General features: G+C 68.2%; 26 protein-coding genes and 1 tRNA gene. 20 read left to right on the top strand and 7 right to left on the bottom strand.

Annotated elements, in window-relative coordinates; all coding sequences use genetic code 11:
* Positions 1-14 precede the first annotated feature (14 nt).
* The 10 genes from IEY21_RS03670 (at position 15) to IEY21_RS03625 (ending at position 10,934) form a co-directional block, all read left to right on the top strand.
* On the top strand, positions 15-362 hold the full coding sequence (locus IEY21_RS03670; protein ID WP_308424816.1) for a YlxR family protein: 348 nt from the start codon (positions 15-17) through the stop codon (positions 360-362).
* A complete protein-coding gene (gene infB, locus IEY21_RS03665; RefSeq protein WP_188901484.1) occupies positions 316-2,142 on the top strand; it encodes a translation initiation factor IF-2 in 1,827 nt (608 codons plus the stop codon). Before IEY21_RS03670 ends, infB begins: the two co-directional genes overlap by 47 nt.
* Positions 2,143-2,378: 236 nt before the next feature.
* The gene (gene ilvC / locus IEY21_RS03660; RefSeq protein ID WP_188901482.1) at positions 2,379-3,389 is read left to right on the top strand and encodes a ketol-acid reductoisomerase; all 1,011 of its coding nucleotides are present in this window, start codon (positions 2,379-2,381) and stop codon (positions 3,387-3,389) included.
* A 217-nt stretch (positions 3,390-3,606) separates the two neighbouring features.
* On the top strand, positions 3,607-5,196 hold the full coding sequence (locus IEY21_RS03655) for a 2-isopropylmalate synthase (RefSeq protein ID WP_229752856.1): 1,590 nt from the start codon (positions 3,607-3,609) through the stop codon (positions 5,194-5,196).
* 294 nt (positions 5,197-5,490) lie between these two features.
* On the top strand, positions 5,491-5,814 hold the full coding sequence (locus tag IEY21_RS03650; RefSeq protein ID WP_188901480.1) for an antibiotic biosynthesis monooxygenase family protein: 324 nt from the start codon (positions 5,491-5,493) through the stop codon (positions 5,812-5,814).
* A 105-nt stretch (positions 5,815-5,919) separates the two neighbouring features.
* On the top strand, positions 5,920-6,285 hold the full coding sequence (locus IEY21_RS03645) for a hypothetical protein (protein ID WP_188901478.1): 366 nt from the start codon (positions 5,920-5,922) through the stop codon (positions 6,283-6,285).
* A gap of 2 nt (positions 6,286-6,287) precedes the next feature.
* On the top strand, positions 6,288-7,229 hold the full coding sequence (locus tag IEY21_RS03640) for a type I phosphomannose isomerase catalytic subunit (protein WP_188901476.1): 942 nt from the start codon (positions 6,288-6,290) through the stop codon (positions 7,227-7,229).
* Positions 7,230-7,284: 55 nt separating this feature from the next.
* Positions 7,285-8,193, top strand: a complete 909-nt coding sequence (locus IEY21_RS03635; protein WP_188901474.1) for an ROK family protein — start codon at positions 7,285-7,287, stop codon at positions 8,191-8,193.
* Between the two features lie 138 nt (positions 8,194-8,331).
* A complete protein-coding gene (locus IEY21_RS03630) occupies positions 8,332-9,210 on the top strand; it encodes a DNA repair protein (RefSeq protein ID WP_308424814.1) in 879 nt (292 codons plus the stop codon).
* Positions 9,211-9,344: 134 nt separating this feature from the next.
* Positions 9,345-10,934: a S8 family peptidase gene (locus IEY21_RS03625; RefSeq protein ID WP_188901472.1), complete on the top strand. Its 1,590-nt coding sequence runs from the start codon at positions 9,345-9,347 to the stop codon at positions 10,932-10,934.
* Positions 10,935-10,954: 20 nt separating this feature from the next.
* Here the strand turns inward: IEY21_RS03625 and IEY21_RS03620 are convergent, their stop codons facing one another.
* A complete protein-coding gene (locus IEY21_RS03620) occupies positions 10,955-12,019 on the bottom strand; it encodes a lipid II:glycine glycyltransferase FemX (protein WP_188901470.1) in 1,065 nt (354 codons plus the stop codon).
* A gap of 90 nt (positions 12,020-12,109) precedes the next feature.
* Between IEY21_RS03620 and IEY21_RS03615 the strand changes: the two genes are divergently transcribed.
* The 3 genes from IEY21_RS03615 (at position 12,110) to IEY21_RS17005 (ending at position 15,343) form a co-directional block, all read left to right on the top strand.
* A complete protein-coding gene (locus IEY21_RS03615; protein ID WP_188901468.1) occupies positions 12,110-13,162 on the top strand; it encodes a peptidylprolyl isomerase in 1,053 nt (350 codons plus the stop codon).
* Between the two features lie 176 nt (positions 13,163-13,338).
* On the top strand, positions 13,339-15,033 hold the full coding sequence (gene ilvD / locus IEY21_RS03610) for a dihydroxy-acid dehydratase (protein WP_188901466.1): 1,695 nt from the start codon (positions 13,339-13,341) through the stop codon (positions 15,031-15,033).
* A gap of 175 nt (positions 15,034-15,208) precedes the next feature.
* The gene (locus IEY21_RS17005) at positions 15,209-15,343 is read left to right on the top strand and encodes a hypothetical protein (RefSeq protein WP_268237773.1); all 135 of its coding nucleotides are present in this window, start codon (positions 15,209-15,211) and stop codon (positions 15,341-15,343) included.
* Between the two features lie 84 nt (positions 15,344-15,427).
* Here IEY21_RS17005 and IEY21_RS03605 read toward each other — a convergent pair.
* The 5 genes from IEY21_RS03605 to IEY21_RS03585 form a co-directional block, all read right to left on the bottom strand.
* Positions 15,428-15,502: transfer RNA gene (locus IEY21_RS03605), tRNA-Ala, on the bottom strand.
* Positions 15,503-15,792: 290 nt separating this feature from the next.
* Positions 15,793-16,422, bottom strand: coding sequence for a CoA transferase subunit B (locus IEY21_RS03600; protein ID WP_188901463.1), 630 nt, complete (start codon positions 16,420-16,422; stop codon positions 15,793-15,795).
* Positions 16,423-16,494: 72 nt separating this feature from the next.
* A complete protein-coding gene (locus IEY21_RS03595; RefSeq protein WP_188901462.1) occupies positions 16,495-17,226 on the bottom strand; it encodes a CoA transferase subunit A in 732 nt (243 codons plus the stop codon).
* Positions 17,227-17,265: 39 nt separating this feature from the next.
* A complete protein-coding gene (locus tag IEY21_RS03590) occupies positions 17,266-18,015 on the bottom strand; it encodes an alpha/beta fold hydrolase (protein WP_188901460.1) in 750 nt (249 codons plus the stop codon).
* Complete coding sequence (locus IEY21_RS03585; protein ID WP_188901457.1) at positions 18,008-19,090, bottom strand: alpha/beta fold hydrolase; 1,083 nt, start codon at positions 19,088-19,090, stop codon at positions 18,008-18,010. The genes IEY21_RS03590 and IEY21_RS03585 overlap by 8 nt, the downstream gene beginning before the upstream one ends.
* 169 nt (positions 19,091-19,259) lie before the next feature.
* Here IEY21_RS03585 and IEY21_RS03580 point away from each other — a divergent pair, with 169 nt between their 5' ends.
* Positions 19,260-20,012 (top strand): TspO-related membrane protein, encoded by a 753-nt coding sequence (locus IEY21_RS03580; RefSeq protein WP_188901456.1) that lies wholly within the window; start codon positions 19,260-19,262, stop codon positions 20,010-20,012.
* A 62-nt stretch (positions 20,013-20,074) separates the two neighbouring features.
* Complete coding sequence (locus IEY21_RS03575) at positions 20,075-20,839, top strand: shikimate dehydrogenase (RefSeq protein WP_188901454.1); 765 nt, start codon at positions 20,075-20,077, stop codon at positions 20,837-20,839.
* Between the two features lie 21 nt (positions 20,840-20,860).
* On the opposite strand, the gene IEY21_RS03570 is transcribed toward IEY21_RS03575, so the two are convergent.
* Positions 20,861-21,994, bottom strand: coding sequence for an LCP family protein (locus IEY21_RS03570; protein WP_229752854.1), 1,134 nt, complete (start codon positions 21,992-21,994; stop codon positions 20,861-20,863).
* Between the two features lie 165 nt (positions 21,995-22,159).
* On the opposite strand from IEY21_RS03570, the gene IEY21_RS03565 reads away from it, so the two are divergent.
* From IEY21_RS03565 to IEY21_RS03545, 5 genes are all read left to right on the top strand, one after another.
* Positions 22,160-23,320: an ABC transporter substrate-binding protein gene (locus IEY21_RS03565; protein ID WP_188901450.1), complete on the top strand. Its 1,161-nt coding sequence runs from the start codon at positions 22,160-22,162 to the stop codon at positions 23,318-23,320.
* Between the two features lie 128 nt (positions 23,321-23,448).
* On the top strand, positions 23,449-24,309 hold the full coding sequence (locus IEY21_RS03560) for a branched-chain amino acid ABC transporter permease (RefSeq protein ID WP_188901448.1): 861 nt from the start codon (positions 23,449-23,451) through the stop codon (positions 24,307-24,309).
* On the top strand, positions 24,306-25,298 hold the full coding sequence (locus IEY21_RS03555) for a branched-chain amino acid ABC transporter permease (RefSeq protein WP_229752852.1): 993 nt from the start codon (positions 24,306-24,308) through the stop codon (positions 25,296-25,298). Before IEY21_RS03560 ends, IEY21_RS03555 begins: the two co-directional genes overlap by 4 nt.
* On the top strand, positions 25,295-26,044 hold the full coding sequence (locus IEY21_RS03550; RefSeq protein ID WP_229752851.1) for an ABC transporter ATP-binding protein: 750 nt from the start codon (positions 25,295-25,297) through the stop codon (positions 26,042-26,044). Before IEY21_RS03555 ends, IEY21_RS03550 begins: the two co-directional genes overlap by 4 nt.
* Positions 26,045-26,129: 85 nt before the next feature.
* A complete protein-coding gene (locus tag IEY21_RS03545) occupies positions 26,130-26,855 on the top strand; it encodes an ABC transporter ATP-binding protein (protein ID WP_188901446.1) in 726 nt (241 codons plus the stop codon).
* The last annotated feature ends 64 nt before the right edge of the window (positions 26,856-26,919 follow it).

Here is a 26,919-nt window from a genome sequence, read left to right as displayed (position 1 = left end):
ACCCCGGGCGTCACGTGCCCGAACGCACCTGCGTGGCCTGCCGCCGCAAGCGGCCCCAGCACGAGTTCGTGCGGATCACGCGTGAAGGCGGCGTGTGGGCGTTGCGGGCGGGGAAGCGCAGCGGACGCGGCGCGTATGTGTGCGCCGACAGTCCTGCCTGCTGGCAGGACAAGCGGCTGCGCCGGGCGTTCGGCGCGCAGGCGGGTGCCCTCTCGGCCCAACTGCACACTTCTGGCAAACCACATCATGACAAGGTCCTAGAACCCCCTGCCGCGCCGCCACCACGGCCCGCGCGGCCCTCACCGGAGGTGAGCGATGTCGAAAGTCCGAATTTATACCCTGGCCAAAGAGCTGGGACTTGAAAATCCGAAAATGCTGGAAATCCTGGATGGTCTGGGCGTGTCCTACAAGAGCGTGAGCAGCACCATCGAGGAAGATACGGTCGAACTGATCCGGCAGATTGTGGACGAGGAGAACGCTGCGGGCGGCGGAACGTCGGCGCAGTCCAGCGCCCCGATCACCCAGAGCGACGAAGCTGCCGCCGCGCCGTCCGCGCCCGCGTCCCAGGGCACGCAGAGTGCAGCGGCGGGAGGCCAGACGGCCACCCAGACCCGGCAGGAAACCGCCGCGGCCAGCGAGGTGCCCCACCGCGCCCCGGTCGTGACGATCATGGGTCACGTGGACCACGGCAAGACCTCGCTGCTGGACTACATCCGCAAGACGCGGGTGGCGGCCAAGGAAGCGGGCGGCATCACGCAGCACGTCGGCGCCTTTGAGGCCCAGACCTCCAAGGGCAAGATCGTGTTCATCGACACGCCCGGCCACGAGGCCTTCACCACCATCCGGGCGCGCGGGGCCAACGTCGCCGACATCGCGATCATCGTGATTGCCGCCGACGACTCGCTGATGCCGCAGACCCGCGAGGCCATCGCGCACGCGCAGGCCGCCAAGGTGCCGATGATCATCGCCATCAACAAGATGGACCTGCCGCAGGCCAACCCCGACAAGGTCAAGACGGACCTCACGCAGCTCAACCTCGTGCCCGAGGAATACGGCGGTGACCTGATCGTGGTGCCGGTCAGCGCCAAGACCGGCGAGGGCGTCGAGGACCTGCTGGAGTACATCAGCCTGAATGCCGAGCTCGAGGATCTGCGCGCCGATCCCAAGGGCAAGTTCGCAGGTGTGATCATCGAAGGCAAGGTGGACAAGCAGGCCGGTGTGCTGGCGACCGTGATGGTCCAGGAGGGCACGCTGCACGTCGGCGACTTCCTGGTCGTGGGCGAGAACTACGGCAAGATCAAGGCCATGACCGACAGCGCCGGAGCGCGCATCAAGGAAGCGGGCCCATCCACCCCGGTGCAGATCCTGGGCTTCAGCGAGGTGCCCACCAGCGGCGAGAAGGTCAGCAGCGCCAAGAACGAGCACGCCGCGCGTGAAGTGATCGCCGGCCGCGCCAGCGACCGCCGCGACGCCGAGAACGCCCAGGTGCAGCGCAAACTGACCCTGGAAGAGATGATGGGGCCGCTGAGCAGCGTGCGCACCGTCAACCTGATTCTGCGTGCCGACACCCAGGGCAGCGTGGAGGCCATTCAGGGCATCCTGGCCCGCAAGGAGTCCGAGGACGTCAAGATCAACGTGATGCTCGCGGGCATCGGCGCTCCCACCGAGGGCGACGTGCTGCTCGCCGGCACCGCCGAGGCGACCATCCTGTGCTTCAGCGTCACGGCCCCCGGCAGCGTCACCAAGATCGCCGACAACAAGGGTGTGGACATCAAGTCCTTCCGCATCATCTACGAACTCATTGACGAGGTCGACCGCCTGATCAAGGGCAACCTCGAGCCCGTGTTCGAGGAGAAGTACCTGGGCCGCGCCGAGGTCCGCATGGTCATCAAGCACCCGCGCTTCGGCAACATCGCCGGGTCCTATGTCACCGACGGCAGCCTGAAGCGCAACGCCAAGGCCAAGGTCACGCGAGGCAAGGAAACCGTCTACGAGGGCACGCTGGTGGGCCTCAAGCGCATCAAGGACGACGTGCGCGAGGTTCAGAGCGGCTACGAGTGTGGCATCAACCTGGACTGGGACGGCGTGGAGGTCGGCGACATCGTCGAGGCCAGCGAGATGGTGGAAGTGCAGCAGGCCTGAGCCGGGTTCTGTACCTTCCCAAATGTTCTGGTGGGCCGCTCCGTGGTGGGGCGGCCCACTTTTTGCGGCGCCCGGCTTCGGGAGCGGGTGTGGAATTTGCCCGCCAGTCGGGGCACTTCCAGCACACCCAGGGCAGCCGCAACCGGCCCGCTGTCAGCGGAGATACCCCTGCCCACCCGCCTCTCCCCTAGCCCACATTCCCCGCCAGCCCACAATTTTGTAGGAGAATCCCCCACATGGCAGCAAAAATGTATTACGACCGCGACGTGGACACCGCCCCCATCGAGGACAAACTGATCGCCATCATCGGCTACGGCTCGCAGGCGCACGCCCACGCCCAGAACATGCGCGACAGCGGCTTCAATGTCGTGGTCGGCCTGCGCGACGGCAGCTCCAGCAAGGCCAAGGCGGAACAGGCCGGGCTGCGCGTGGCGAGCATCGAGGACGCTACCCGCGAGGCCGACGTGGTGATGCTGCTGATTCCCGACGAACAGCAACCCGCGACCTATGAGCAGAGCATTGCCCCCCACCTCAGTGACGGCAAGGCGCTGGCCTTCGGGCACGGCTTCAACGTGCATTTCGGACGCATCAAGCCGCCCAGCGGTGTGGACGTGTTCCTGGTTGCCCCCAAGGGGCCGGGCCACATGCTGCGCCGCGTGTACGCCGACGGCGCCGGCATGCCGGGCATCTTCGCCGTGGGACAGGACGCCACGGGCCATGCCCGTGAGATCGCGCTGGCCTACGCCCGCGGCATCGGCTGCACCCGTGCGGGCGTGCTGGAAACGACCTTCAAGGAAGAAACCGAGACCGACCTGTTCGGCGAGCAGAGCGTGCTGTGCGGCGGCGTCACCCACCTGATCCAGGCGGGCTTCGAGACGCTGGTAGAAGCCGGCTACCAGCCCGAGATCGCCTATTTTGAGACGTTGCACGAGGTCAAGCTGATCGTGGACCTGATCTACGAAAAGGGCTTCGAGGGCATGCGCCACAGCATCTCCAACACCGCCGAGTTCGGCGACTACGTGACCGGCCCGCGCATCATCACGGATGAGACCAAGGCCACCATGAAGGACGTGCTGACCGACATCCAGCAGGGCCGTTTCGCCCAGAAGTTCATCGATGACGCCGAGAACGGATTCCCCTACATGAACGAGCAGCGCTCCAAGATGCGCGACCATAAGCTCGAGACCGTGGGCAAGGAACTGCGCGACATGATGCCCTTCATCTCCAAGAAGGAACTGGAAGTCTAAGGCAGCCTGCGGCTAGACGACCCTCTTGTCAGTCTGGCCCGTCAGCCGGTACAGTCACTCCATGTCCAGTTTCGGCCTGCTTCTTCTTATCCGTCCTCCGGTGGAGTGAACGGCCAGGAAGTCAGGCCGCCCCAGCCCCCCGGAGGAACTTCCCTTCGGGGGCTTTGCTTTGTTCGTCTTCCGGCCCGTTTCTCGATCCAGCCGTACAGGAGTTGCCATGACCCAGCCGCACAGTGCTCAACCACAGAGTGTTCAGCCGCAGAGCACCGACCGCATCCGCATCTTTGACACCACCCTGCGGGACGGCGAGCAGTCTCCCGGCGTGGCCCTGAACCACTCACAGAAGCTCGAGATTGCGCATCAGCTGGCCAAGATGGGCGTGGACGTGATCGAGGCCGGGTTTCCCATCGCCAGCCCCGGCGACCTGGAAGGCGTTTCGCGCATCGCGCGGGAGGTGCGCGGCCCGATCATCGCGGGACTGGCGCGCGCAGGACGGGCCGACATCGAGGCGGCGGCCCGAGCAGTCGAGGCGGCCGAGAAACCCCGCATCCACACCTTTATCGCCACCAGCCCGATCCACATGGCGAAAAAACTGAACCTGGAACCCGACGCGGTGGTCGAGCGCGCCGTGCAGGCTGTGACGCTGGCCCGGTCCTTCGTGGACGACGTGGAATTCAGCGCCGAGGACGCCACCCGCAGCGACTGGGCCTTCCTGAGCCGGATCTTCAAGGCGACGGTAGAAGCGGGGGCCACCACCATCAACATTCCCGATACGGTGGGCTACACCACGCCCCAGGAGATGCGCGAGCTGTTTGCCTACCTGAAGGGCGAACTGCCCGCGCACGTCATCCTGAGCAGCCACTGCCACGATGACCTGGGCATGGCGGTCGCCAACTCCATCGCGGCGGCCGAGGGTGGAGCGCGGCAGATCGAGTGCACCATCAACGGCATCGGAGAGCGGGCCGGAAACGCCAGCCTGGAAGAGATCGTGATGGCCTTTCACACCCGCGCCGACCACTACGGCTACCAGACCGGCATCCGCACCCGCGAGCTGTACCGCGCTTCCCGGCTGGTCAGCCGCCTGAGCGGAATGCCGGTGCAGCCCAACAAGGCCATCGTGGGCGACAATGCCTTCGCGCACGAATCGGGCATTCATCAGGACGGGGTGATCAAGGCGCGTGAGACCTACGAGATCATGAATGCCGAGCTGGTGGGCCGCGAGGCCGCCGTGCTGGTGATGGGCAAGCACTCGGGCCGGGCCGCCTTTCGCAAGGCGCTGACCGATCTGGGCTACGCCGAGATGCCCGACGACAAGGTCCAGCACCTGTTCGGGCGCTTCAAGGACCTGGCCGACCGCAAGGGCCAGATTTTCGCCGACGACCTGCGCGCCCTGGTGGACGCCCGCAGCGACGTGCCGCAGACCTTCAGCCTGGAAGGCTTCCAGATCACGTCCGGCATGAACATGACCCCGGTGGCCTTTGTGCGGCTGCAGACGCCCGACGGCCCGGTGGACGCCACCGCCCACGGCGACGGCCCGGTCGAGGCGGCTTTCCAGGCGATCAACAAGATCACCGGCATGAGCCCCACCCTGGAGAGCTACCGCATCCAGGCCGTCACGCAGGGCGGCGACGCGCTGGGCGAGGTCAGCGTCAGCGCCCGCCACGGCGAGACGCTCCTGCACGGTCTGGGCGTCGCCACCGACGTGGTGGAGGCCAGCGCCCGCGCGTGGATCCGTGTTCAGAACATGATCGTGGCGGGCCTGGGGGCCGAGCGCCGCCAGGGAGAGTTTGCGCCTGGGCGCATCTGAACCCCGGACACGCTGCAGCGACTTCACTTCCGGGAGGGGCCAGCACCTTGGGCCCCTCCCTTCACATGGTCCAGAGTGAGCTCCGCTCTGGAAAAGCCTGCTCCGCATGGTGCCACCCGCGCCGTGCCGTTCCAACTTTCCAGCCCCTCTTTCCGGCACGGCCGAATCATGGGGGCCCGGTCTATACTCCGAAGAGAACCACATGGACACAGGCCCCGCCGGGGGCAGTCAGATGCCCTGTCCTCCTTTCCCGGCCCTCTTCACTCCCTTCTCCCCAGTACACAAGAGGCAAGCATGGTCCTGGCACTCGCACTGCTGCCCATCCGCCCCGGTCAGACGGCCGAGTTTGAGGCGGCTTTCACGGCGGCGCTGCCCCTGCTGACCGGCACGCAGGGCTACATCCGCCACGAGTTGCAGCGCGGTGTGGAAGAAGACCACCGCTACGCCCTGCTCGTGTGGTGGAACACTGTGGAGGACCATACCGTCGGCTTTCGCCACAGCTCCGAGTATGAACTGTGGCGCACACAACTGCTGCCGTTCTATTTCTATGACCCGTTCCCGACAGTGGAACATTTTGTTGATGTCCTGCCCCCCCCCGGGCCACCCGATGGTGTGTGAGGGCCCCCGGCGAACGGTGAGGGCCTGGTCCGTGTACACAGCGGACTGCCGAACTCCAGGCCGGAATGGACCATTGCCACGCCCCGCTGTGGCAGCATGCCGGGTGTGAATGCCTTCTTGCCCCGCACCGCCCTGGTGACCGGTCTCATCATCGCCGCGCTGAACGTCGTCTTTGGCGGCCTGGAATACGGCTTTGCGCGGCTGCCGGTCTGGTTCTATCTCGCGCAGCTGCTGCTGATTCCGGCCATGCTGGTGCCCATGCGCTACTTCCCGATGGCCGCCGTCACGCCCGACTTTCTGCGCCGCGCCGTCTACTTCGCCCTGGGCTGGGCGGTGCCGTTCGCCATCTACAAGTTCTCGCTGGACGTGCTGAACCCGCTGTTCAGCCCCGCCGCCTCGCTGATCAGCTACCTGACGGTCATCATCGCCTTCGCCCTGATCATGGCGGCGGTGCGCCGCCCCAACCGCTGAGCATGAACGCCCTGACGCACCCGCTGCGCCTGAGCGTCTCCACCGCCGCCCGGGTGTGGGGCGGAACCCGTCTGGGCCGTGCTCAGGACGGCTCGCCCCTCGGTGAGGCGTGGATGGTGCACGAGGACAGCCGGGTGCAGGGCGGTCCCCTGGACGGCCAGCGCCTGGGTGACCTCGCCCGCGAACACGGCGGTGATCTGCTGGGCCGCCGCGCCCACGGCATCCGCTTTCCGCTGCTGATCAAACTGCTCGACTGCGCCGAGTGGCTGAGCGTGCAGGTTCATCCGGACGACGCCCAGGCCGCGCAACTGGTCGGCCCCGGCGAGCTGGGCAAGACCGAGGCGTGGTACATCCTGGACGCCGCGCCGCAGGCCCGCGTGATCGCGGGAGTCAGGGAGGGCACCCAGGCGCTGGCCCTGCGGAACGCGATTTTGTCCGGACAGGTGATGGACCACGCGGCCTACCACGGAGTCCAGTCAGGCGACGCGCTCCTGGTGCCGGCCGGAACCCTGCACGCGCTGGGACCGGGCCTGTTCCTGTATGAGGTGCAGCAGACCAGCGACACGACCTACCGCGTCTACGACTGGGACCGTCCGGCGAGCGCGGGGCGTGCCCTGCACCTCACCCAGAGCGCCGCCGTGACGGCCCCCCGCACGGCGCGGGTCCAGGCCGGCGCCCCCCTGTCCCCCGGCGAGCGCCGCGAGCGGGTGCGCAGCGGGTATTTCGTGCTGGAAGACCTGCGGTCCGGACCGGAAGGGATGGACCTCGATACGCGGGGCGAGAGCTTTCACGTTCTGACCGTGATCCACGGCGAGGGGCGGGTCATCGCGGGCGGAGAGACGTGGTCCCTGGGACCGCTGGACACTCTGCTGCTGCCTGCCCGTCTGGGCGCGTACCGGCTGGAAGGCGATTCACTGAGTGCCCTGCTGGCGCGGCTGCCGTAAATCGGGGGCCAGAGTACGCGCGCCGCGCCTCCACAGCCGCGTGCTGTAATGCCCTGTGCCCTCTGATACCCCTTCCCCTGCCCTGCTCGCCCTCGATATTGGCGGCACGTCCATCCGGACGGCGGTGATTGAGGCTGGCCGCATCGTTGAGCGCCGGGAAGTCCGCACCCCCAAGCCCAGCACCCCGGACGCTGTGATCGGCGCGGCTCAGGCGCTGGCTGCCCCGCTGGCCCCTGCGGCGGCGGCGGTGGGCGTGGCCTGTGCGGGCGCGGTGGCCGGCGGCAAGGTCACCGCCACCGCCATCCACACCTTTCCCGGCTGGACCGACGTGCCCCTGGCCCAGGCCATTCACGCGGGGCTGGGCCTGCCGTGCGCGGTGCTCAACGACGCCCGCGCCGCCGCCTGGGGTGAGTACGTGGCCGGGGCGGGCCGGGGGACCCGTGAATTCATGTTCGTGACCGTCAGCACCGGGGTGGGAGCCGGACTGGTGCTCGGCGGGCGGCTGCATCTGGTGGGCAACGGCCTGGACGCCGAACTGGGGTTTGTCAGCGTGCCCGCCGCCTGGGGAGAAGGCACAGAGGTCGCTGCGCTGGGACGGCTGGGACCGCTGGAATTCGAGACCAGCGGCACCGCGCTGGGGCTTCAGGCCCGGGCGCTGGGCCTGAACGATGCCCGCGCCCTGGCCGACGCCGCCGAGACGGGCAACCCTGAGGCCGACACCCCCTATCGCCGCTCAGCCGCCCTGATCGCATGGAAGATCGCCGATGTGGCCGCGCTGCTGGGCGTCACCACCGTGGCGCTGGGCGGCAGCGTGGGGCTGCGGGCCGGGTATCTGGAACGGGTGCGCGGGCAGCTCGCGCACTTTCCACCGCGTTACCAGCCCCGGGTGGTCCACGCCGAACTGGGGGCAGACGCCGGACTGATCGGCGCGGCGCGGTGGGCGGAACGTCAGGAACAGAAATAAAGGTGGAATCCGGGGATCAGCTGCCCTGGCCTGCCGGTCTCCATCCGTGGCCCGGACCCTGCCGGCTCGCCCGTCATGCTCACGCGCTGTGCCTGGGTTGCCATCCTCCCGCTCTGTTCAGGGCAGAATAGAGCCCTTATGGCACGAGTCAAACAGAGCCGGGAATCCCGCACGACCTCCGACCCTTTCACCGCCTTCGACGCTCTGCTGGGCAGCGCGGGCCTGCCGCCGCAGTTCCGGACGCTGAACGCCGGAGGCGAGCTGTCCGGCGACGAGCTGGACACGGCCCTGACGGCGGCGCTGCAGCTTGCCCATGACCGCTGGGGCCTGGGCCTGCACCACCTGCGCCACGAGGCCCGCGTGGTCCGCCGCGACGAGGGCAGCGACATCGCCCTGCTCACCGATGGACATGTAACCGCCCACCTGAGCGACGGAGCGGCGCAGATCTCGGCGGCCTACGAGGTCATGCGCGCCACTGATGACCGCGGCCTGAGCATGTGGGGCACCCTGCCCGACGGACCGCGTGTGTCCGCCGACGCTCCCTTCGCCCGGCTCAAGGTCCTCATCGAGGATGCCCGCGACTTTGAGACCCACTGGATGGAGGGCCGCCAGGGCCTGTTCACGCGGCTGTGGCGCGCCGGCGAGACCCTGAGCGTGGAGGCGGCCCGGCCCGCCTCACCCCAGACTGCGCTGTCCGACGCGGCGTGGGACGTGATCACGGGCATCAAGGACCGCACCTTTCAGCGCGAGCTGATGCGCCGCAGCGAGGAGGTCGGCATGCTCGGCGCGCTGCTGGGGGCGCGGCACGCCGGGGCCGGGGCCCAGCTCGCCGGGCTGCCCGAGGCCCATTTCAGCGTGCAGGCGTGTGTGCACCGCCTGAGCGGCCCGCAGGCCCGCGACGCCGAGGCGGTCCGGGCGGCGCTGCGGGCCGTGGCCGCTGAACTTGACGAGTTGCAGGCGGTCGGCACCCGCGAACTCGCGGCGGTGCTCAAACACGGCCTGACCGACCGGTCCTGACCGGGCCCTGGGGGAAGGCGCCTGCCCACGCCCCCCCCGTTCTCCCTCCTCATGACGCCACGCTGACTGCCCCTTAAGCCTTCCTCACGGGCAATTCAAGACAGGTCAGCCCCCAGCGCCTAGCGTGGGGGAAGATGAAACGTGGACTCCTGATGCTCTCCGGCCTGCTGGCCCTGACCGGCCTGACCGGCGCCTCGGCGGGACGGTTGTCCGCCGGCCTGCTCGACAAGGTGCGGGCCCACGACAACGCTCCCACCGGGGTGATCGTCCGCTTCGGTTTCAGCGACGCCGACAACGCCCAGGGTCGCCAGTCGTTCAAGGCGCTGCGGCGGCAGCTCAAGAACACCCTGGCCGCCCTAGGACCAAAGGCCGGCTTCGTGAACACCGCGATGAAGCGCGGCGGCGCCGAGCTGTGGCTCTACCAGTCGGTGTACCTCAAGCTCTCGCCGGTACAGGCGCTGCAGCTCTCGACCCTGCCGGTGGTCGACGAGGTGTTCGAGAACTTCAAGGTGCAGCTTCCCAAGGTGCAGGCCTCCACAGTCAAGGCCCTCAGCGCGGCCAGTGCGCCCACCGGCACGCCCGACCCCCTGCGGGCGGTGGGCGCTCCACAGGCCTGGGCCGCCGGCCTCAAGGGCAGCGGCGTCCGCATCGGGCACCTCGACACCGGCATCGACGCCTCGCATCCAGAGCTGAAGGGCAAACTCATGGCCTTTGCCGAGTTCGATGCCAACGGGGACCGCGTGACCGGCAGCAAACCCCACGACAGCGAGCAGCACGGCACCCACACGGCGGGCCTGCTCGTCGGCAAGACGGTGGGCATCGCCCCGGAGGCCCGGCTGATCAGCGCCTTGGTGCTGCCCGGCGGCGAGGGCACCTTCGCGCAGGTGATCGCCGGGATGCAGTGGGTCCTTGACCCCGACAACAATGCCGATACCGACGATGGGGCGAATGTGGTCAGCATGAGCCTGGGCCTGCCGGGCACCTCCGACGCCTTCGTGGTACCGGTACAGAACATGCTGCGGGCCGGGGTGGTCCCGGTGTTCGCCGTGGGTAATTTTGGCCCGCAGCCGGGCAGCACCGGCAGCCCTGGCAACATTCCCGATGCCGTGGGGGTGGGGGCGGTGGACACCGGGGGCAAGGTGGCCTCCTTCAGCAGCCGCGGCCCGGTGAAGTGGAGCGGAGCCATCGAGGGCAGTTTCATCAAGCCGGACGTGGCTGCGCCGGGGGTGGCCATCACCAGCAGCTTTCCCGGCGGGAAGTACGGCGTCCTCTCCGGTTCCTCGCAGGCCGCGCCCATCGTGGCCGGCGCGGTGGCCGTGATGATGGGCGCAAAGCCGGGCAGCAGCGTCCCCGACCTCAAGCAGGCGCTGTTTCAAAGTGCCTCGAACAAGGGAAAGAAGGACAACCAGACCGGCTACGGCGTCATCAACCTGCCCGGAGCCCTGGGCAAACTGGGCGTGGCGCTGGCCTCCGGTTCAGCGGGAACGTCCGCAACGGGCCAGACCCCACCTCCCACCGGACCGGCCGGCTACCGTTTCTGCGTGCTGGAGGGTCAGGAATGCAAGTTCAGCGGCCAGAAGCAGGTGGCCTTCGGCGCGGCCGGCCGCTACCTGTCGGGCCTGACCACCGACGGCTTCCGCTGCACGGTGGCCGAGTGGGGTTCGGACCCGGTGCCCGGCAAGGCCAAGGCGTGTTACATCAAGGATGACAAGCCCACACCCTGAGGTGGGGCAGGTCGCCCCCGTTACAGCACGTCGTCGGCGCTGCCGCGCTTGCGCTTGTTGTTCTGGGTCTTGCGCCAGCGCAGGGCCTTCACGATGGCGGGGGCGGCGGCGTTCAGGGGCAGGTCATAGGCCGGGTACCACACCCGCTGCTCGCTGAACTTGAGCTTCATCTTGAACACGCCAAAGGAATGCTTCTCCTCGTCCAGCTTGCGCGGAATGCCCCAGAAGTCGAACAGCTGGTAGCCGCGCCGTTTGGCGTCCAGGAGGGCGTTCCAGTAAAAGGCATCGGGAGCCTTGGCGTCCTTGAGCGGCTGGCCCGCAGCGTCCACACGGTCATCGCGGACGCTGCCGCCGAACAGGTAGGACGTGCCCGTACCCATCGCCAGAAAAAAGCCTCCGGCGAGGGCCCGGCCCTCATGGCGTGACAGCACGATGTAGGCTTCGCCGCCGTGGGCGTTGCCCTCGCGCAGCATGGTCTCGTAGTACCTGCGCGGAAACGCGCCGAGCTTGGCCCGCTCGTTGGTGGCCGTGAAGATCTCCCAGAACGCATCGAAGTCGTCGTCGCGGCCGGCCACCACGCCCAGCTTCTGGGCGGTGCGCACGTTGCGGCGGGCCATGCTGTGCAGCCCGGCAAACAGCTCGTCCTCGCTGCGGGTCAGGTCGGCCACGATGGTGTGCTCCGGCTGCTCGGATTCGGCGCGGCGAAACGGGCCATACGCCTCGGGAATGATCGCGCTGCCGTCGGCCGGTATGGGAACGGGCGGCTCGATCTTCAGCACGGCGTCGCTGGGACGCGCCACGGCCTTGATGGCGGCGGCGACCTCGGGCAGCAGATCCAGAGTCTCCAGCGCCGGACCACGCGGCGCATACAGCGTGCTGAACCCCGGCACCAGCCGCTTGCGGATCAGCTGGACCGCCCCCACCGTGCGGCCACCTTGCGTGATCAGGTAACGGACCGGCGTCTGTCCCAGCGCGCGGCGGGCCTCACCGTAGCCCCAGCCCTGCAGCGCGCTGGTGATCGGCAGTCCCTGTACAGCGTCGTCATAGACGCGGGAATCGGTGGTCTCGACAAGCTTCAGGCGCACGCGGCGGATTGTAGCAGGGCCCCGCCCGCTTCGCCGGGCACTGCGCCTTTCCTTCCTTTCCTCACTGTCGGGCAGGCTAAACTGCCGGATGTGAAAAAACTTCTGTTGACCCTGGCGCTGCTCGGCGGCGTCGCCCTGGCCCAGACGACCCCGGCGGCACCTCCCGTCGTTCCCACGGCGCCTGCCTCAACCAGCCCGGCCACCCAGACCCCAGCCACGCCCACTCCAGTCCCTCAGACCCCCGTCAGCACCGGCGATCCGGCGGCCGTGGTCGGCAAGGTGGGCAGCGAGACCTACACGCTGGCCGACTTTGACCGGGCCTTCCGGCTGGCCGCCGCGCGGGTGGTCAACGCCCAGGGCATTCCCTTCGAGGAGTCCTACCTGGCCGAGTTCGCCGAGGCGCGTCCGTCCTACCTCAAGCAGTACCTGCGCGACCGGGCCATCACCCAGATCGCCATGGGCCGCAACAAGGTGGACACGGCGGCGGTGGAACAGCAGTTCAATGACGCCCGCGCCAACTTCGAGACCGATGAGGCCTTTGCACAGGCCCTGGCCGCGACCGGCTACAGCACCCCCGAGGAGCTGCGCGCCGAGCTGACACGCCAGTCGGTGGTGAATGCCTACCTGCAGGGCATCCAGGACCGCTTCACGTTCGGAGACGCCGTGGTGGCCGGGTACTACAACCTCAACCGCGACAAGTTTGCCCGCGAGGCCGAAGCCTGCGTCAAGCACATCCTGGTGCCCACCCAGGCCGAGGCCCAGGCCCTCGTGAAGAACCTGCAGGGCGGCGCGGATTTCGCCAAGGTCGCCGCCGAGAAGAGCAAGGACCCCGGCAGCGCGGCGCAGGGCGGCGACCTGGGCTGCTTCGAACCCGGACAGATGGTCGAGACGTTCGATCAGGCCAGCTTCAAGGGTCCAGTGGGCCAGCTCCAGACGGTGCAGTCGCAGTTCGGCTTCCACATTCTGATGGTGACCAAGCGCACCCCGGCGGGCGCGGTGCCGCTGGCCGAGGCTGCGCCGGTCATCCGCCAGCAGCTCTCCCAGGAAGCCGCCCAGAAGTACCTGGACGCGCAGGTTGCCCGACTGAACACCGAGTCCTTCCCGGAAGTGGTCACGGTCACCCCGGCTCCCGCCAGCAAGTAAACAGGGAACACGGAGCATAGGGAGTGGAGCTGGGGCGCGCGCCCCAGCTCCACTCCTTTGCTCTGACACCGCTCTTTTGCTCTGACACGGCCCTGTGCGGCGTCCCGTCCCTTTCGCTGCCGCACCTGTCTGTGCCGCCCACCGCCCTGACGGTGCGGGCGACGCTAGTCTGGGGCATGACCGACACCGCCCGCAAACGCAAGCTGAACTGGAACAGCCACCACGTCACGCAGGGAGACGCGCGTGCTCCCAACCGTGCGATGTTGCGGGCCGTGGGCTTTCAGGACGGCGATTTTGAGAAACCGATCATTGGGGTGGCGCACGCCCAGAGCAACATCACGCCGTGCAACAACGGTCTGGGTGAGCTGGCGGGCCACATCACCGACGCCATCCACGAGGGCGGCGGCATGCCGCAGGTGTACGGCACCATCACAGTCTCGGACGGCATCAGCATGGGAACCGAGGGCATGAAATGCAGCCTGGTCAGCCGTGAGGTGATTGCCGACAGCATCGAGACGGTCAGCCGGGGACAGTCGCATGACGGCGTGATCGTGGTGGGCGGCTGCGACAAGAACATGCCCGGCGCGATGATCGGGATTGCCCGCCTGAACATCCCGGCCATCTTTGTTTATGGCGGCACCATCAAGCCCGGCCACTACAACGGTCAGGACCTGACCATCGTCAGCGTGTTCGAGGCGGTCGGTGCGCTGGGGGCGGGCAAGATGAGCCGCGAGGACTTCAACGAGATCGAGCGCCGCGCGTGTCCCGGCAACGGCAGCTGCGGGGGCATGTACACCGCCAACACCATGAGCAGCGCCTTCGAGGCGATGGGCATGAGCCTGCCGTACTCCAGCACCATGAGCGCCGTGGACGCCGAGAAGGCCACCTCCAGCGCCGACAGCGCCCGCGCCCTCCTGAAGCTGATCGAGCACGATATTCGTCCCAAGGACATCCTGACCAAGCAGGCCTTCGAGAACGCCATCACCGTGATCATGGCGGTGGGCGGCAGCACCAACGCCGTGCTGCACCTGATGGCGATTGCCCACGCCTGCGACATTGACCTGACCCTGGCCGATTTCGAGCGGATCCGCGAGGCGACCCCGGTGTTCTGCGACCTCAAGCCCAGTGGGCGGTACGTAGCCACCGACCTGCACGTGGTGGGCGGCATTCCGCGCGTGATGAAGATGCTGCTCAAGGAGGGGTTGCTGCACGGCGACTGCCTGACGGTGACGGGCAAGACGGTGGCCGAGAACCTGGCCGACGAGCAGGACACACCCGATGCCGGACAGGACGTGATCCGGCCCTACGACCAGCCGCTGTATGCCCAGGGTCACCTCGCCATCCTGCGCGGCAACCTCGCGCCCGAGGGCAGCGTCGCCAAGATCAGCGGCCTCAAGAGCATCAAGATCACCGGCCCCGCCCGCGTCTTCAACAGCGAGGAGGAGAGCATGGCCGCCATCATGGAAGACCGCATCAACCCCGGCGACGTGCTGGTCATCCGCTATGAGGGGCCCAAAGGCGGACCGGGCATGCGGGAAATGCTCTCCCCCACCTCGGCCATCATCGGCAAGGGCCTGGGCGACAGCGTGGGCCTGATCACGGACGGGCGCTTCTCGGGCGGCACCTTCGGACTGGTCGTAGGCCACGTGGCTCCTGAGGCCTACGTGGGCGGTCCCATCGCGCTGGTCGAGGAGGGCGATACCATCGAGCTCAATGCCGAGACCTGCGAACTGACGCTGCAGGTGGACGCCGCCGAGCTTGAGCGCCGCCGGGCGGCCTGGGTCGCCCCTGAACCCCGCTACAAGCGCGGTGTGCTGGCCAAGTACGCCAAGCTGGTGAGCAGCGCGGCGGTGGGAGCCTACACCGACTGAGGCTGAGCACCCTCAGGACACAGCACGGAACGCTGTAGCCCAGAACCGCGCAGAACTGGAGATGCCTTCGGTTGTGCGCGGTGGCTTTTGCCCCAGCAACGCAGCCGGGAGGAAGTGTGTTCGGCTGCGGCACCCGCACGCCTTGCCGATGCTGCGGGGGGGCGTGGTGGAGGTGGTGAGCGTGAAGCTTGGCCACTCGCGGCCCAGCTTCACGGCGGACGTCTACCGGAGGGTGTACCAGAGCGAGCACCAAGAGCGGGCCGTGAACCTGTCGGAGTTGGTCAAGGCGCGACCCAAGGTAGTGAACTGAGAGCCGGTTGGCCACGCGTTGGTCACGCCCCCCGCTGGGCAAAAATAAGCAAAAGAAAACCGCGCTTCTCAGCGCGGTTTTTCTTGGTGGAGGCTTGGGGATTCGAACCCCAGACCCTCCGCTTGCAAAGCGGATGCTCTCCCGCTGAGCTAAGCCCCCTCAGCGGGGCGCAGATTAGCAGACGGCGGGGCGCTGTGGCAAGGGGGTACAGGCCACAGCGTGCCGTGGTGCCCCACGAGACTCCAAAAGCTGGCGTAAAGCTGGGCCAGATGGCCCGTCATGACACCGGTTCCGACTGGACAGGGCGCGGCCCACGCCCCGTCGGAACCGGCCACACTGGGGTCATTCAGCAACCCAATGACTGGATGTGCCAAGCAACACCAGAACGCCCCGGCCCATTCCATTTCAGGAACCGGCCGGGGCATCTGACGTCCATGCAGAATCTGGACCTATTCCCGAATGGCTGCTCCGGTCTTCGCGCGCACTTCCTCCAGCGTGACGCCGGGGGCCAGCTCCACCAGCTTCAGCCCGTCCTCAGTGACGTCCAGCACCGCCAGATCGGTGATGATGCGGTCAACCACGCGCTGCCCGGTCAGGGGCAGGTTGCACTCGGGCAGAATCTTGTGGGCGTCGCCCTTGGCCACATGTTCCATCAAGACCACCACGCGCTGCACGCCCGCCACCAGATCCATTGCGCCGCCCATGCCCTTGACCATCTTGCCCGGAATCATCCAGTTGGCGAGGTCGCCGTGTTCGCTGACCTGCATGGCCCCCAGGATGGCGAGGTTCACGTGGCCGCCCCGGATCATGGCAAAGGAGTCGGCACTGGAAAAGAAGCTCGCGCCGGGCAGCGCGGTTACCGTCTGCTTGCCCGCGTTGATGAGATCGGGGTCGACCTGTTCCTCGGTGGGAAAAGGTCCGATGCCCAGCAACCCGTTTTCCGACTGCAGCATCACGCTGACTCCCTCAGGGATGTGGTTGGCCACCAGCGTAGGCAGGCCGATGCCCAGGTTCACGTAATAGCCGTCCTGCAATTCACGGGCGGCGCGGGCCGCCATCTGGTCTCTGTTCCAGGGCATCACAACCTCCACAGACGAGTGGTCTTGGGCAAACACGACGAAGGGTCGCACCTCAGCTTCAGGCAGCCCATCTCAGACCTCGGCTCCGGCGGCGGAGGACGCGGGCGCACTAGCCCGGACCGTGCGCTGCTCGATGCGCTTCTCGGGCGTGGCGTTCAGAACCACCCGCTGCACGTAGATGCCGGGGGTATCGATCTCGTCGGGGTCAAGCTGCCCCACCTCCACGATCTCCTCGACCTCGGCCACCGTGACCCGGCCACAGGTGGCGGCCATCGGGTTGAAGTTGCGCGCGGTCTTGCGGTACACCAGATTGCCCGAGCGGTCGGCCTTCCAGGCCTTGACCAGACTCAGGTCCGCCACGATGCCGCGTTCCAGGATGTACGTCACGCCGTCGAAGTCCTTGTGCTCCTTGCCCTCGGCGACCACCGTGCCCACACCGGTCTTGGTGTAAAAGCCGGGAATGCCCGCGCCGCCGGCGCGCATTCGCTCGGCCAGGGTGCCCTGCGGCGTGAACTCCAGTTCCAGTTCCCCGGCGAGGTACTGGCGCTCGAACTCCTTGTTCTCTCCGACGTAGCTGGAGATCATCTTCCGGATCTGGCGCGTCTGCAGCAGCAGACCCAGGCCCCAGCCGTCCACGCCCGCGTTGTTGCTCACGGCGGTGAGGTCCTTTGCCCCCGAATCGCGCAGCGCCACGATCAGCGCCTCGGGAATGCCGCACAGGCCAAAGCCCCCCACTGCCACGGTCTGTCCGTCCTGCACGATGTCCCTGAGCGCCTCGGTCGCGCCCGCGTAAACCTTATCCATGTGCCCTCCTGTGTGTGCCGCCCAGTGTACGGGAAGGCCTTAATGTGCGGCCGGTAACCCGGCCAGAAACGGTTCCAGCCGCGCCCGGAATTCTGCGGCGGCCTCCTGTGGAAAGCCGTGCCCGCGCCCAGGAACGATGTGCGCCCCGGTGTTCAGCGCCTCGGCCTGGGCACGCACCATCGCCGGGGTGACCAGGGCGTCCAGTTCGCCGCCCAGCACCAGCAGCGGAACGCCGCCCAGACGCTGCGGGTCCATGCCCCACGCGGCCAGCGCGCGGGCGTTGCCGCTGTAGTGCGTGGGGGCCATGCGCCCGGCATCCTCCACCAGAGCCGCAAAATTCTGCGGTTTTCCGGACGGAAACAGCGCACCCAGACTGGCTTCGCGCAGGGCCGGCGCGCCGCGCATCATTTCCAGCACCGGATAGTTCTCCTCGGGCGTGACCAGCCCCGACAGCGGCGCCGCCGCCGCCAGCACCACTCCGGCGACCTCCTGCGGCTGCCGGGCCGTCAGTTCCAGCACCACCGCGCCGCCCAGCGAGTGGCCCAGCAGCACCGGGCGGGTGATCTGCTGCTCGTCGAGCCAGCGGCCCAGCCAGTCGGCGTAGCCGCTGATGCTGACCTCTCCGGCGTGCGGCGTCCCCGCAAACCCCGGCAGGTCCGGAGCGAGCACGCGCCACCCGGCGGGCGGATCAGCGACCAGCGCGTCCCACCAGCGGGCCGAGGCAAAATTGCCATGAACGGCCACGAGCACGCCCGCAGACGCCTCCCCGGAACCAGACGCCTCAGGCATGCGGCACCTCCAGCGGAGCGGCCACCGGGGCTTCCAGCAGCGCCCGCAACGGCGCGGCGAAGGCCCCGGTATCCAGCACGCAACCCAGGTGCCCCCACTCCGAGGCGAATTCCAGGTGGGTGTGGTTCACCCCCGCCGCCGCCGAGGCGTGCGCGAAAGCCCGCATCTCGGCGGCTGGAAAGAACTGGTCCACGCCCACGTTGACGGTCAGCAGCCGCAGTCCGGCCCCCACCCAGCGGGCAAACAGCTCGCCGTGCGGAGCCACCCCCGCGAGGTCGTGGGTCTCCACCAGCCGCGCGATGTCCAGAATGTGCGGCAGGCTGGCCGTGCCCGAGCGGGCCCGCAGGTAGGCGTCGAAACTCGCCTCCCCAAAGAGCTTGTGCAGGCCGTCGGCTCCCAGACCAAAAAACGAGATCAGCCGCAGCGCTGCGTCCAGGCCCCCAGTCGGGGCCACCTGACGCAGCAGCGGCGAGAACGCCCCGCGCAGCGCCGGCCCGATCACCGGGCTGGCCGCCACCGCCGCCACTCGGGGCGCGAGTTCGGGGGTGCGGGCGGCCCACTGCAGGGCCTGCAGTCCGCCCAGGCTGGGACCGGCCACCGCGTGCCAGCGCGTCACGCCCAGCGCCCGCATCAGGGCCAGCTGCGCGGCGTGCAGGTCCGCAAAGGTCCACGCTGGAAAGCGCTCTCCCCAAACGCCACCGTCCGGGTGGGGGGTATCGGTTCCGGTGGTCACGACCTCCGGATCATGGGCCTGCACGTTGGAGGGGGTGTTCAAGCAGATCACGAAGTAACGCTCGGTGTCCAGCGCACGTCCCGGCCCCACCAGCCCGGCCCACCATCCGGGCGTGCCGTCGGGATTGAAGCCCGAGGCACGCATGGTGCCGGTGTAGTAGTGGCAGACCAGCACGGCGTTGTCCCGCGCCGGATTCAGTGTTCCCCACGACTGTGCTCCGAGTTGCAGCGGCACGCGCACCCCGGCCCAGGTCGCCTGCGCCGAGAACAGCCACGCCCCCGGTCTGTCCCCTGCCGTCAGCGCCGCCCGCTCCAGCCCCGGCCTCCCCCCTGTGTCGTTCATCTGGGACCGAGGGTAGGCCGGAGGCGTTACGCGGCGGTCACACAGCGCCCGGCGCCGGGCACAGGACCCGGCCCATCTCTGGCGCTCCCGCAGAAGGCACGCCAGGGAGAAATATCGAACAGAACGCAGACGAACGGTCGAACGCCGCTCCTGCGCTTATGCTGGACCCATGACGGGAATCGCGAGGCAGATCACGCTGGTGCTGGCAACCCTGTTGACGCTGGTCATGAACTATCTCAGCAACGCCCTACCGCTGTTCGGCAACAGCAACGCGCAGGTCAGTGACGCGCTGCCCAACGCCTTTACACCCGCCGGCCTGACCTTCGCGGTGTGGGGACCGATCTTCCTGGGACTGACCGTCTTCGCGGTGTATCAGGCCCTGCCGGCCCAGCGGGAAGCCCGCCACGACGCGCTGTTCTGGCCCTTCCTGCTGGGCAACCTGCTGAACGTCTCGTGGCTGCTCGCCTTCCAGAGCCTCAACCTCGGCCTCAGCGTGGTGATCATGCTGGCGCTGCTGCTCAGCCTGATCTGGCTGTATCTGACGGTGCGCCGCCTGGCTCCGCTGGGCGGGGCGTTCTGGGCGCTGCAGGTGCCGGCCAGCCTGTACCTAGCATGGATCAGCGTGGCGACCATGGCGAACATCACGGCCTTTCTGGTGAGCCGGGGCGTCACCGCTGGCGTGTTTGGACTGAGCGCCCCGGCGTGGTCGGCGCTGCTCGTGGTGGTGGCCGGACTGGTCGGGGCCTTCTTTCTGGTGCGTTTCCGGGATTACGCCTTTGGGGCCGTGCTGCTGTGGGCCTTTCTGGGGGTGTATCTGGCCCGCCCGGACACGCTGACCGTGGCTCTGGGCGTGGTGGCCGGCACCGTTGTGGTGCTGCTGGGTGCGTGGCGGGCGCTGCAGCAGCGGCGACGGGTGCTGTAACCGCCCAGCCCGGAGGCGCACCCCGGAGTGACCCTAGCCGCGCGGGGCTAGACTGGGCCGCAATGCATGCGGACCCCTCTCCCCTGGCCCTGATCGGCCACTCCCCCGCCGCCGCACGCGCCCTGCGGGAGCTGGGCGTGGTGGCGCTCAGCGTGCCCACCGACGATCTGCGGGCCACCCTGGAAGCCTGCGCGACCCTGCATTTTAGCGGGGCGCTGGTCCACCCCAGCCAGGAACTCCGCGTGGCCGATGTCGCCCAGCCCGACGCCGTGGCCCGGCAGGTGGGCCGGGTGGACGCGGTGGCCTTTGCGGCGGGCATCCACGGCACCTGCGCCCTGATCGACGCCCTGAGTGACACGCTGGAGGCCAGCGGCTACGCCACCCGCGGAGCCAGCGCCCTGCTGCTGGGTCACAGCGCCCACGACCTGGCGCTGGCGCTGCCCCTGATGCGTCTGGGATTTACGGACGTGGGGGTCGCCGCCGAGACTGCGCTGGAAGCCGAGCGGGCCACCCGTCACCTGCCGGCCGGGCTGCGCGCCTATCCGCTGAGCCGACGAGACAGCGCCCTGACCGGCCTTGCGGAGCGGGCCGATCTGCTTGTGCTGTCCGGCGGGGGCCTGCCTTCCGGGCTGGCCCAGCCGTACCACACCGTGGTCGACCTGACCGGCAAGCTCTCCAGCGCTCCCGGCGGGGCCAGCCTGCTCGACCTGTCCGCGCTGGGCACCCACCGCGCGGCGCGCCAACTGCTTCATGCCACCGGTCAGCGCTTTCACGCCGATGAACTCCGGGAAATCGCGCGGGCGCTGAGTCAGGACCGCTCCGGGTGATGCGGGCCTTCTGAGGCGCGGTCAGTTCGCCGGGGTGTCACTGCCCAGGCGCACGGTCACGTCCGCACCGGGCACCCCCTCGCCCTGAACAACCTGACCATGCCCCACATCCTTCAGGACTTGCGCGGCCTGTGGCCCGGTGACGGTGGTGGTGGCGCTGGCCTGCGGCCCGTTGGCCACGCTGACATACAGGTAGCCCAGCGACTCCAGCCGGGCCTTGAGGCGCCGGGCGCTGCCGTCGGGGGCGGCGGTGTTGATCACCGCGATGCTCAGGCGGCGCGGATCGTTGGGGTCACGGAAGTTCGTGTCGACCAGCCGGGACAGCTCCGCGCGGTCGGCCACCCAGGTGCCCCCACCGCCAAAGGTGCCGGGCACCGAATGCATGGACACTTTCGGGCCGCTCAGGGCCGCGCCCAGCAGTGCAGAGACCTGCTCCCGGCTGAGGTTGCTCTTCATGTTGCGGTCCACCGCGCCGACCATGCCCGGCAGGCGCCACCAGTTCAGCGGGCTTTTCACCTTGCTCAGCAGGGCACCCAGGAAATTCTGCTGCCGCTCCACGCGCCCGATGTCGCCCAGGTTGTCCTTGCGAAAGCGCAGGTATCCCTCGGCCTCGGTTCCACTGAGGTGCTGCCGGCCCGCCTTGAGGTCAATGTGCAGCCGGCCAGCCTGATCGTCGTACTTCATGTCGCGGGCCACGTCCAACGTCACGCCGCCCGCCGCCTCGGTCATGGCGCGCATGGCGTTCAGGGACAGCAGGGCGTAGGCGTCCACCGACACGCCGGTCAGGTGCTGTACCGCGCCGACCAGCATCTCGGGTCCGCCGTGCGGGTTGGCTCCGTTGATCTTGCCCCAGCCGTGGCCGGGCACGTTGACCCAGGTGTCGCGCGGAATGCTCAGCAGGTGGGCCTCTCCGTTCGGGCGCAGCTGCGCGAGCACAATGGTATCGGTCAGGCCGCTGTAGTCCTCAGGCCGGGCCGGCCACGGCCACACCGGGGCCGATTCGTCGTACTTGGGCGTCACGCCTGCCAGCAGCACCGTCACAGGGCCGTCGGCCTTGCGAGGTAAGGCCCCGTACCGGGACAGAAAAGGAAAAGCCGGGGAGGCGATGGCCACCATCCCCGCAAGCACCACAAGACCGATCACACGACGCCGCACGTGCCGAGCATAACGGCAAGCGGGTGAGGAAGGCATGCCCCTTTCGAATGACCGGCCGCCGCCGGACACCGCGCTCTGCCTTGCCCTCTCCCCGCGCCGCCCGGTCGCCCGAACCTGGGGCCGTGTAACGCCGCTGTGACGCCGACCTTCTAGACTGCCCCCGTTATGAAAACTCTACTTCTGACGGGCGTGCTGCTCGCGGTTTCGGGTGCGGGTGCGGTGAAGGTGGGCGTGCTGCTTCCCCTTTCGGGGGCCGGCAGCGTTTCGGGGCAGGCGGCCAAGAACGGCTACGACCTCGCGCTTGACGAGATCAACAGGGCCGGGGGCGTGCTGGGCAAGCCCCTGGAAGTGGTGTACGGCGACGACACCAGTGCGCCGGCCAAAGCCGTGCCGGAGTTCGTCAAGCTGGTCACGGTGGACAAGGTGGACTTCATGGCCGGCGGCGTGAGCAGCGCAGTCAGCGTGGCGCTGTCGGGACCGGCCAAGCAGTACAACACCTTCATGGCCTGGATCGGGGCTGCCGCCACGCCCGTGGAGGATGCCTTCGCCGACCACAAGTACTTCTTTCATTACCACCCGTGGTCGTACTACAACTTCGAGGCCATCTTGAACTTCTTCAAGACCCTCAAGGTCAAGCAGGGCGCCAAGAACATCGCCATCGCCTACGAGGACGGCCCCTTCGGCAGCGCCGGCATCGACGCCACCGTGGACGCCTTCAAGAAGGCCGGGTTCAACGTCGTGATGACCGAGAAGTTCAAGACCGGCAGCGGCAACTTCGGCCCGCTGGTCTCCAAGGCCAAGGCGGCCAAACCCGACATTCTGTACTGGGTCGGCTATGACACCGACGCCCTGCCGCTGGCCACCGAGGTCAAGCAGCAGAACCTGAAGCTGGGCCTGATCTACGGCACGCCGCCCAGCTGGCCGGTGGGCTTTGAGAAAAATCCTCTGGCCGACAACATCTCCGGCCTGAGCCTGTGGCTGCCCACCAGCCCCAACCCGGAAAGCCGCACTTTCGTGACCGCCTACAAGAAGAAGTTCGGCACGGTCACCGAGGAGTACTTTGCGCCGCTGGCGTACGTGAACCTCAAGTCGCTGGCCGCCGCCATCAACAAGGCCGGCAGCACCGACAAGGACAAGGTTGCCGCCGAACTCGCCAAGACCTCGATGCCCACCCCCTTCGGCCCGCTGACCTTCAGCAAGAGCCTCAAGACCCAGTACCAAGGCTTCAAGGCGGGCAACTGGCTGCACTTCCAGTTCCTGGGCGACACCCGCGTGCCGGTCTATCCCATCAAGTTCGCGCAGAAACAGCTGGTGTGGGCCAAGTAACTCAGGAACACATCGGAACTGCCTGAGGGCAGGGCGCAGGGGCGGGGACTGGAGCGGGCGGGAACACCGCCCCACCCCGCCTCAACCATCTTCTGAGTTCCAAGACGCTGCAATACGACGGAGAAAGAATGGACCTATTTCTGCAAACCCTGCTCAATGGCCTGCTGCAAAGCGGTATCTACGCGCTGGTGGCCTCGGGGCTGGCGCTGGCGGTGGGCGTGGTGGGCATCGTGAACTTTGCGCACGGCGAGTTTCTGATGATCGGGGCCTTCATGGCCTGGGCCGCCAGCGCCTTTCTGGGCGTTGACCCGCTGCTGTCGCTGCCCATCGTGGCGGTGGCCGTCTTCGGGGTGGGCGCACTGACCTACCGCGTAAGCATCCGGCACGTGCTGCTGGCCCCGGAACTCAACCAGATGCTGCTGACCTTCGGGCTGGGCATCCTGCTGCAGAACCTCGCGCTGATGCTGCTGGGCGGCAACACCCGCACCGTCACCACTCCGTACCAGGCGAGCAGCCTGAGCTTTGGCGAACTCAGCATCGGCGGCCCCAAGGCCATCGCCTTCGGGCTGGCCGCCGCGCTGCTGGGAGCGCTGTACTTCACGCTGTACCGCACCGTGCTGGGCCGCCAGATGCGCGCCGTGGCCCAGAACCGCCGCGGCGCACAGCTCATCGGCATTCCGGTGGACCGGGTGTATCTGATCGCCTTCGGGGTGTCGTGCGGACTCGCGGCGGTAGCGGGCGTGCTCGTCAGCGTGCTGCTGTTCGCCTCACCCACCGTAGGGCTGGTCTTCGCGCTGAAGGCCTTTGCCATCATCGTGATGGCGGGCCTGGGCAACCTCACGGGCGTGCTGTGGGCCTCGGTGATCCTGGGGGTGTCCGAGGCGCTGGTGCAGACCTACGTGCCGGGCGGCGGCGGCTGGAGCGACGCGGTGTTCTTCCTGATGATCTTCGGCACGCTGGTGCTGCGCTCGTTCCGGAGGACCGCATGAGGGCCGATTCCATGGGTGCGACCGCCTCCAAGCGCCACGCTGCCCGCCGCCCGGACTTTACCGGCGTGGCGCTGGTTCCGCTGGCAATCTTCTTTGTGATTGCACTTGCCTTTCCCTTCCTGCCGCTGGGCGACCGGCGTGAGTTCCTGCTTCAGATCGGCTTTTTCACGCTGGTGGCCGGCATCATGGCGCTGTCGTGGGACATCCTGGCGCGCAGCGGACAGGTCAGCCTCGCGCACGCGGCGTTTTACGGGCTGGGGGCCTACGGCTACGCGCTGCTGCTGAAAACCGGTCTGGCGTGGCCGCTGGCGCTGCCGGTCGCGGCGCTGGGCGCGGGGCTGGTCAGCCTGATTCTGGGCATGGTGACCATGCGCCTGAGCGGAATGTATTTTGCCATCGCCACCCTGGCCTTTACCGAGGTGGTGCGGACCGTGATCCAGAACCTGCCCGAGGCGGTGGCGGGCGGCGCGAACGGCATGCTCGTTCCGGCGCTGCTGGGCGGCAATTCGCGCGGACAGTACCTGCTTGCCCTGTCCCTGCTCGCGCTGACGGTGCTGGTCAGTCTGGCGGTGCGCCTGACCCGGCTGCACCACGCCTTCGCCGCCATCCGGCAGGGCGAGGAAACCGCGCGGGTCCTCGGCGTCTCCACGGTGCGCTACAAGCTGTTCGCCTTCTTTATCTCCAGCATGCTCGCGGCGGTGGCGGGCGTGCTGTACGCCGGCAAGACCTTCTTTATCAATCCGCTGGACACCTTCAGCCTCGCCAATTCCATCGCGCCGCTCACGACGAGCATCTTCGGGGGGCTGTACACCACGCTGGGGCCCATTCTGGGAGCCACGGTGCTGCGCGTGGCCGAGGAGGCGCTGCACAACGTGGTCAAGAACGGCTATCTGGTGGTCTACGGGCTGGTGCTGATCCTGAGCATCCTGTGGTTGCCGCGCGGGCTGGTGGGTCTGTGGCGGCGCGGCCGGCACGGAGGGGACCTGTGAGCGCCGGTCTGGAAGTCGTGCTGCGTGCCGAGCGCCTGAGCAAGAGCTTCGGGGGCCTCAAGGCCGTTCAGAACGTGAGTTTCACCCACTATGCGGGCGAGATTCTGGCGGTCATCGGGCCAAACGGCGCGGGCAAGACCACGCTGCTGAACCTGCTCTCAGGGGTGTATCGCCCCAGTTCGGGCCGCCTGGAACTGCTGGGGCAGGACATCACGCATGCGCCCATGGAACGCCGCTGCCACGCCGGACTGGGCCGCGCTTTTCAGGTGGTGCGTCCCTTTCCCGAGATGACCGTGCTGGAAAACGTGACGGTGGGGGCGCTGTTCGGCATGCCCGGCACCCGGCTGCCCGAGGCGCGCGAGCGGGCCTATGACCTGCTGGAGCGCACCGGCCTAGCCGATCAGGCCGACCGCGCCGCCCACGAGCTGACCCTGTTGCAGGACAAGCGCATGGAGGTGGCCCGCGCCCTGGCGACCCACCCGCGCGTGCTGCTGCTCGACGAGGTGATGGCGGGCCTGCGTCCCGGCGAGGCCGCCGAGGCCGTGGAGCTGGTCCGCAGCGTGCGCGACGGCGGCATCAGCGTGCTGTTCATCGAGCACATCATGCCGGTGGTGCGCGACCTTGCCGACCGCGTGGTCGTCATGGACGGCGGCGAGGTCATCGCCACGGGCAGTTACCGCGAGGTCACGGCCCACCCGCAGGTGGTCACCGCATACCTGGGCACAGAAGAGGGGTTGGGAGCGTGAGGACAGAAACCGGAGAATGCAGCGGGGGCCATGGGACCACACCGGAACGGCGGCGGCCCGGCGGCCTGCCCGCCGGGGGGAGATCATGACTCCGGCAGGACAGGAACTCGTCATAGAAAACCTGGCCGCCGGCTACGGCAAGGTGCAGGTGCTGTGGGACGTGAGCGTGCGGGTGGAACCGGGCGAGTTCGTCGCCATGATCGGGGCAAACGGCGCGGGCAAGACCACCACGCTGCGCTCGGTCAGCGGGGTGGTGCGGCCCACGGGCGGCAGCATCCGGCTGGGCGGGCAGGACATTACCCACTCCACGCCGTCCCAGATCGTCGGAATGGGCCTGGGACACGTGCCCGAGGGCCGCGAGCTGTTCGCGCTGATGACCGTGCGCGAGAACCTGGAACTCGGCGCGGCCATGCGTCCGGAAGCGCGCAGCAGGCAGGCACAGACCCTGGAACACGTTTACTCGCTGTTTCCGCGGCTGGCCGAGCGGGCCGGGCAACTCGCGGGCACCCTGTCGGGCGGCGAGCAGCAGATGGTGGCGGTGGGGCGCGCCCTGATGGGCCTGCCCAGCGTGCTCGTCGTGGATGAACCCTCGTTGGGCCTCTCGCCGCTGATGACCCAGACGGTGTTCGGAGCGCTCAAGGCCGTGAACGCCGAGGGGGTCAGCGTGCTGCTTGTCGAGCAGAATGTGGGCCTCAGCCTCAAGCTGGCAGGGCGGGCCTATGTGCTGGAAAACGGCGCCGTGGTCAAGGAGGGGACCGGCGCGGCGCTGCTCGCCGACCCGGGTGTGCGCGAGGCGTATCTGGCGCTGTAACCAGCGCGCAGGGGCCGGAGCACGCGGGCAGGGAACTGGCGCGCCCATCAGAAGAGTGCAGGGA

The organism is Deinococcus aerophilus (assembly GCF_014647075.1).
In the GTDB taxonomy this organism is placed as follows: Bacteria; Deinococcota; Deinococci; order Deinococcales; family Deinococcaceae; genus Deinococcus; species Deinococcus aerophilus.
Note: the sequence above shows the minus strand (reverse complement) of the source record. Positions and strands in the feature narration are given on the sequence as shown.

Coding starts and splice junctions, on each gene's coding strand:
- infB (WP_188901484.1), top strand. CDS start 316: ATGTCGAAAGTCCGAATTTATACCCTGGCCAAAGAGCTGGGACTTGAA.
- ilvC (WP_188901482.1), top strand. CDS start 2,379: ATGGCAGCAAAAATGTATTACGACCGCGACGTGGACACCGCCCCCATC.
- IEY21_RS03655 (WP_229752856.1), top strand. CDS start 3,607: ATGACCCAGCCGCACAGTGCTCAACCACAGAGTGTTCAGCCGCAGAGC.
- IEY21_RS03650 (WP_188901480.1), top strand. CDS start 5,491: ATGGTCCTGGCACTCGCACTGCTGCCCATCCGCCCCGGTCAGACGGCC.
- IEY21_RS03640 (WP_188901476.1), top strand. CDS start 6,288: ATGAACGCCCTGACGCACCCGCTGCGCCTGAGCGTCTCCACCGCCGCC.
- IEY21_RS03630 (WP_308424814.1), top strand. CDS start 8,332: ATGGCACGAGTCAAACAGAGCCGGGAATCCCGCACGACCTCCGACCCT.
- IEY21_RS03625 (WP_188901472.1), top strand. CDS start 9,345: ATGAAACGTGGACTCCTGATGCTCTCCGGCCTGCTGGCCCTGACCGGC.
- ilvD (WP_188901466.1), top strand. CDS start 13,339: ATGACCGACACCGCCCGCAAACGCAAGCTGAACTGGAACAGCCACCAC.
- IEY21_RS03600 (WP_188901463.1), bottom strand. CDS start 16,422: ATGCCCTGGAACAGAGACCAGATGGCGGCCCGCGCCGCCCGTGAATTG.
- IEY21_RS03595 (WP_188901462.1), bottom strand. CDS start 17,226: ATGGATAAGGTTTACGCGGGCGCGACCGAGGCGCTCAGGGACATCGTG.
- IEY21_RS03590 (WP_188901460.1), bottom strand. CDS start 18,015: ATGCCTGAGGCGTCTGGTTCCGGGGAGGCGTCTGCGGGCGTGCTCGTG.
- IEY21_RS03585 (WP_188901457.1), bottom strand. CDS start 19,090: ATGAACGACACAGGGGGGAGGCCGGGGCTGGAGCGGGCGGCGCTGACG.
- IEY21_RS03580 (WP_188901456.1), top strand. CDS start 19,260: ATGACGGGAATCGCGAGGCAGATCACGCTGGTGCTGGCAACCCTGTTG.
- IEY21_RS03575 (WP_188901454.1), top strand. CDS start 20,075: ATGCATGCGGACCCCTCTCCCCTGGCCCTGATCGGCCACTCCCCCGCC.
- IEY21_RS03565 (WP_188901450.1), top strand. CDS start 22,160: ATGAAAACTCTACTTCTGACGGGCGTGCTGCTCGCGGTTTCGGGTGCG.
- IEY21_RS03560 (WP_188901448.1), top strand. CDS start 23,449: ATGGACCTATTTCTGCAAACCCTGCTCAATGGCCTGCTGCAAAGCGGT.
- IEY21_RS03555 (WP_229752852.1), top strand. CDS start 24,306: ATGAGGGCCGATTCCATGGGTGCGACCGCCTCCAAGCGCCACGCTGCC.
- IEY21_RS03545 (WP_188901446.1), top strand. CDS start 26,130: ATGACTCCGGCAGGACAGGAACTCGTCATAGAAAACCTGGCCGCCGGC.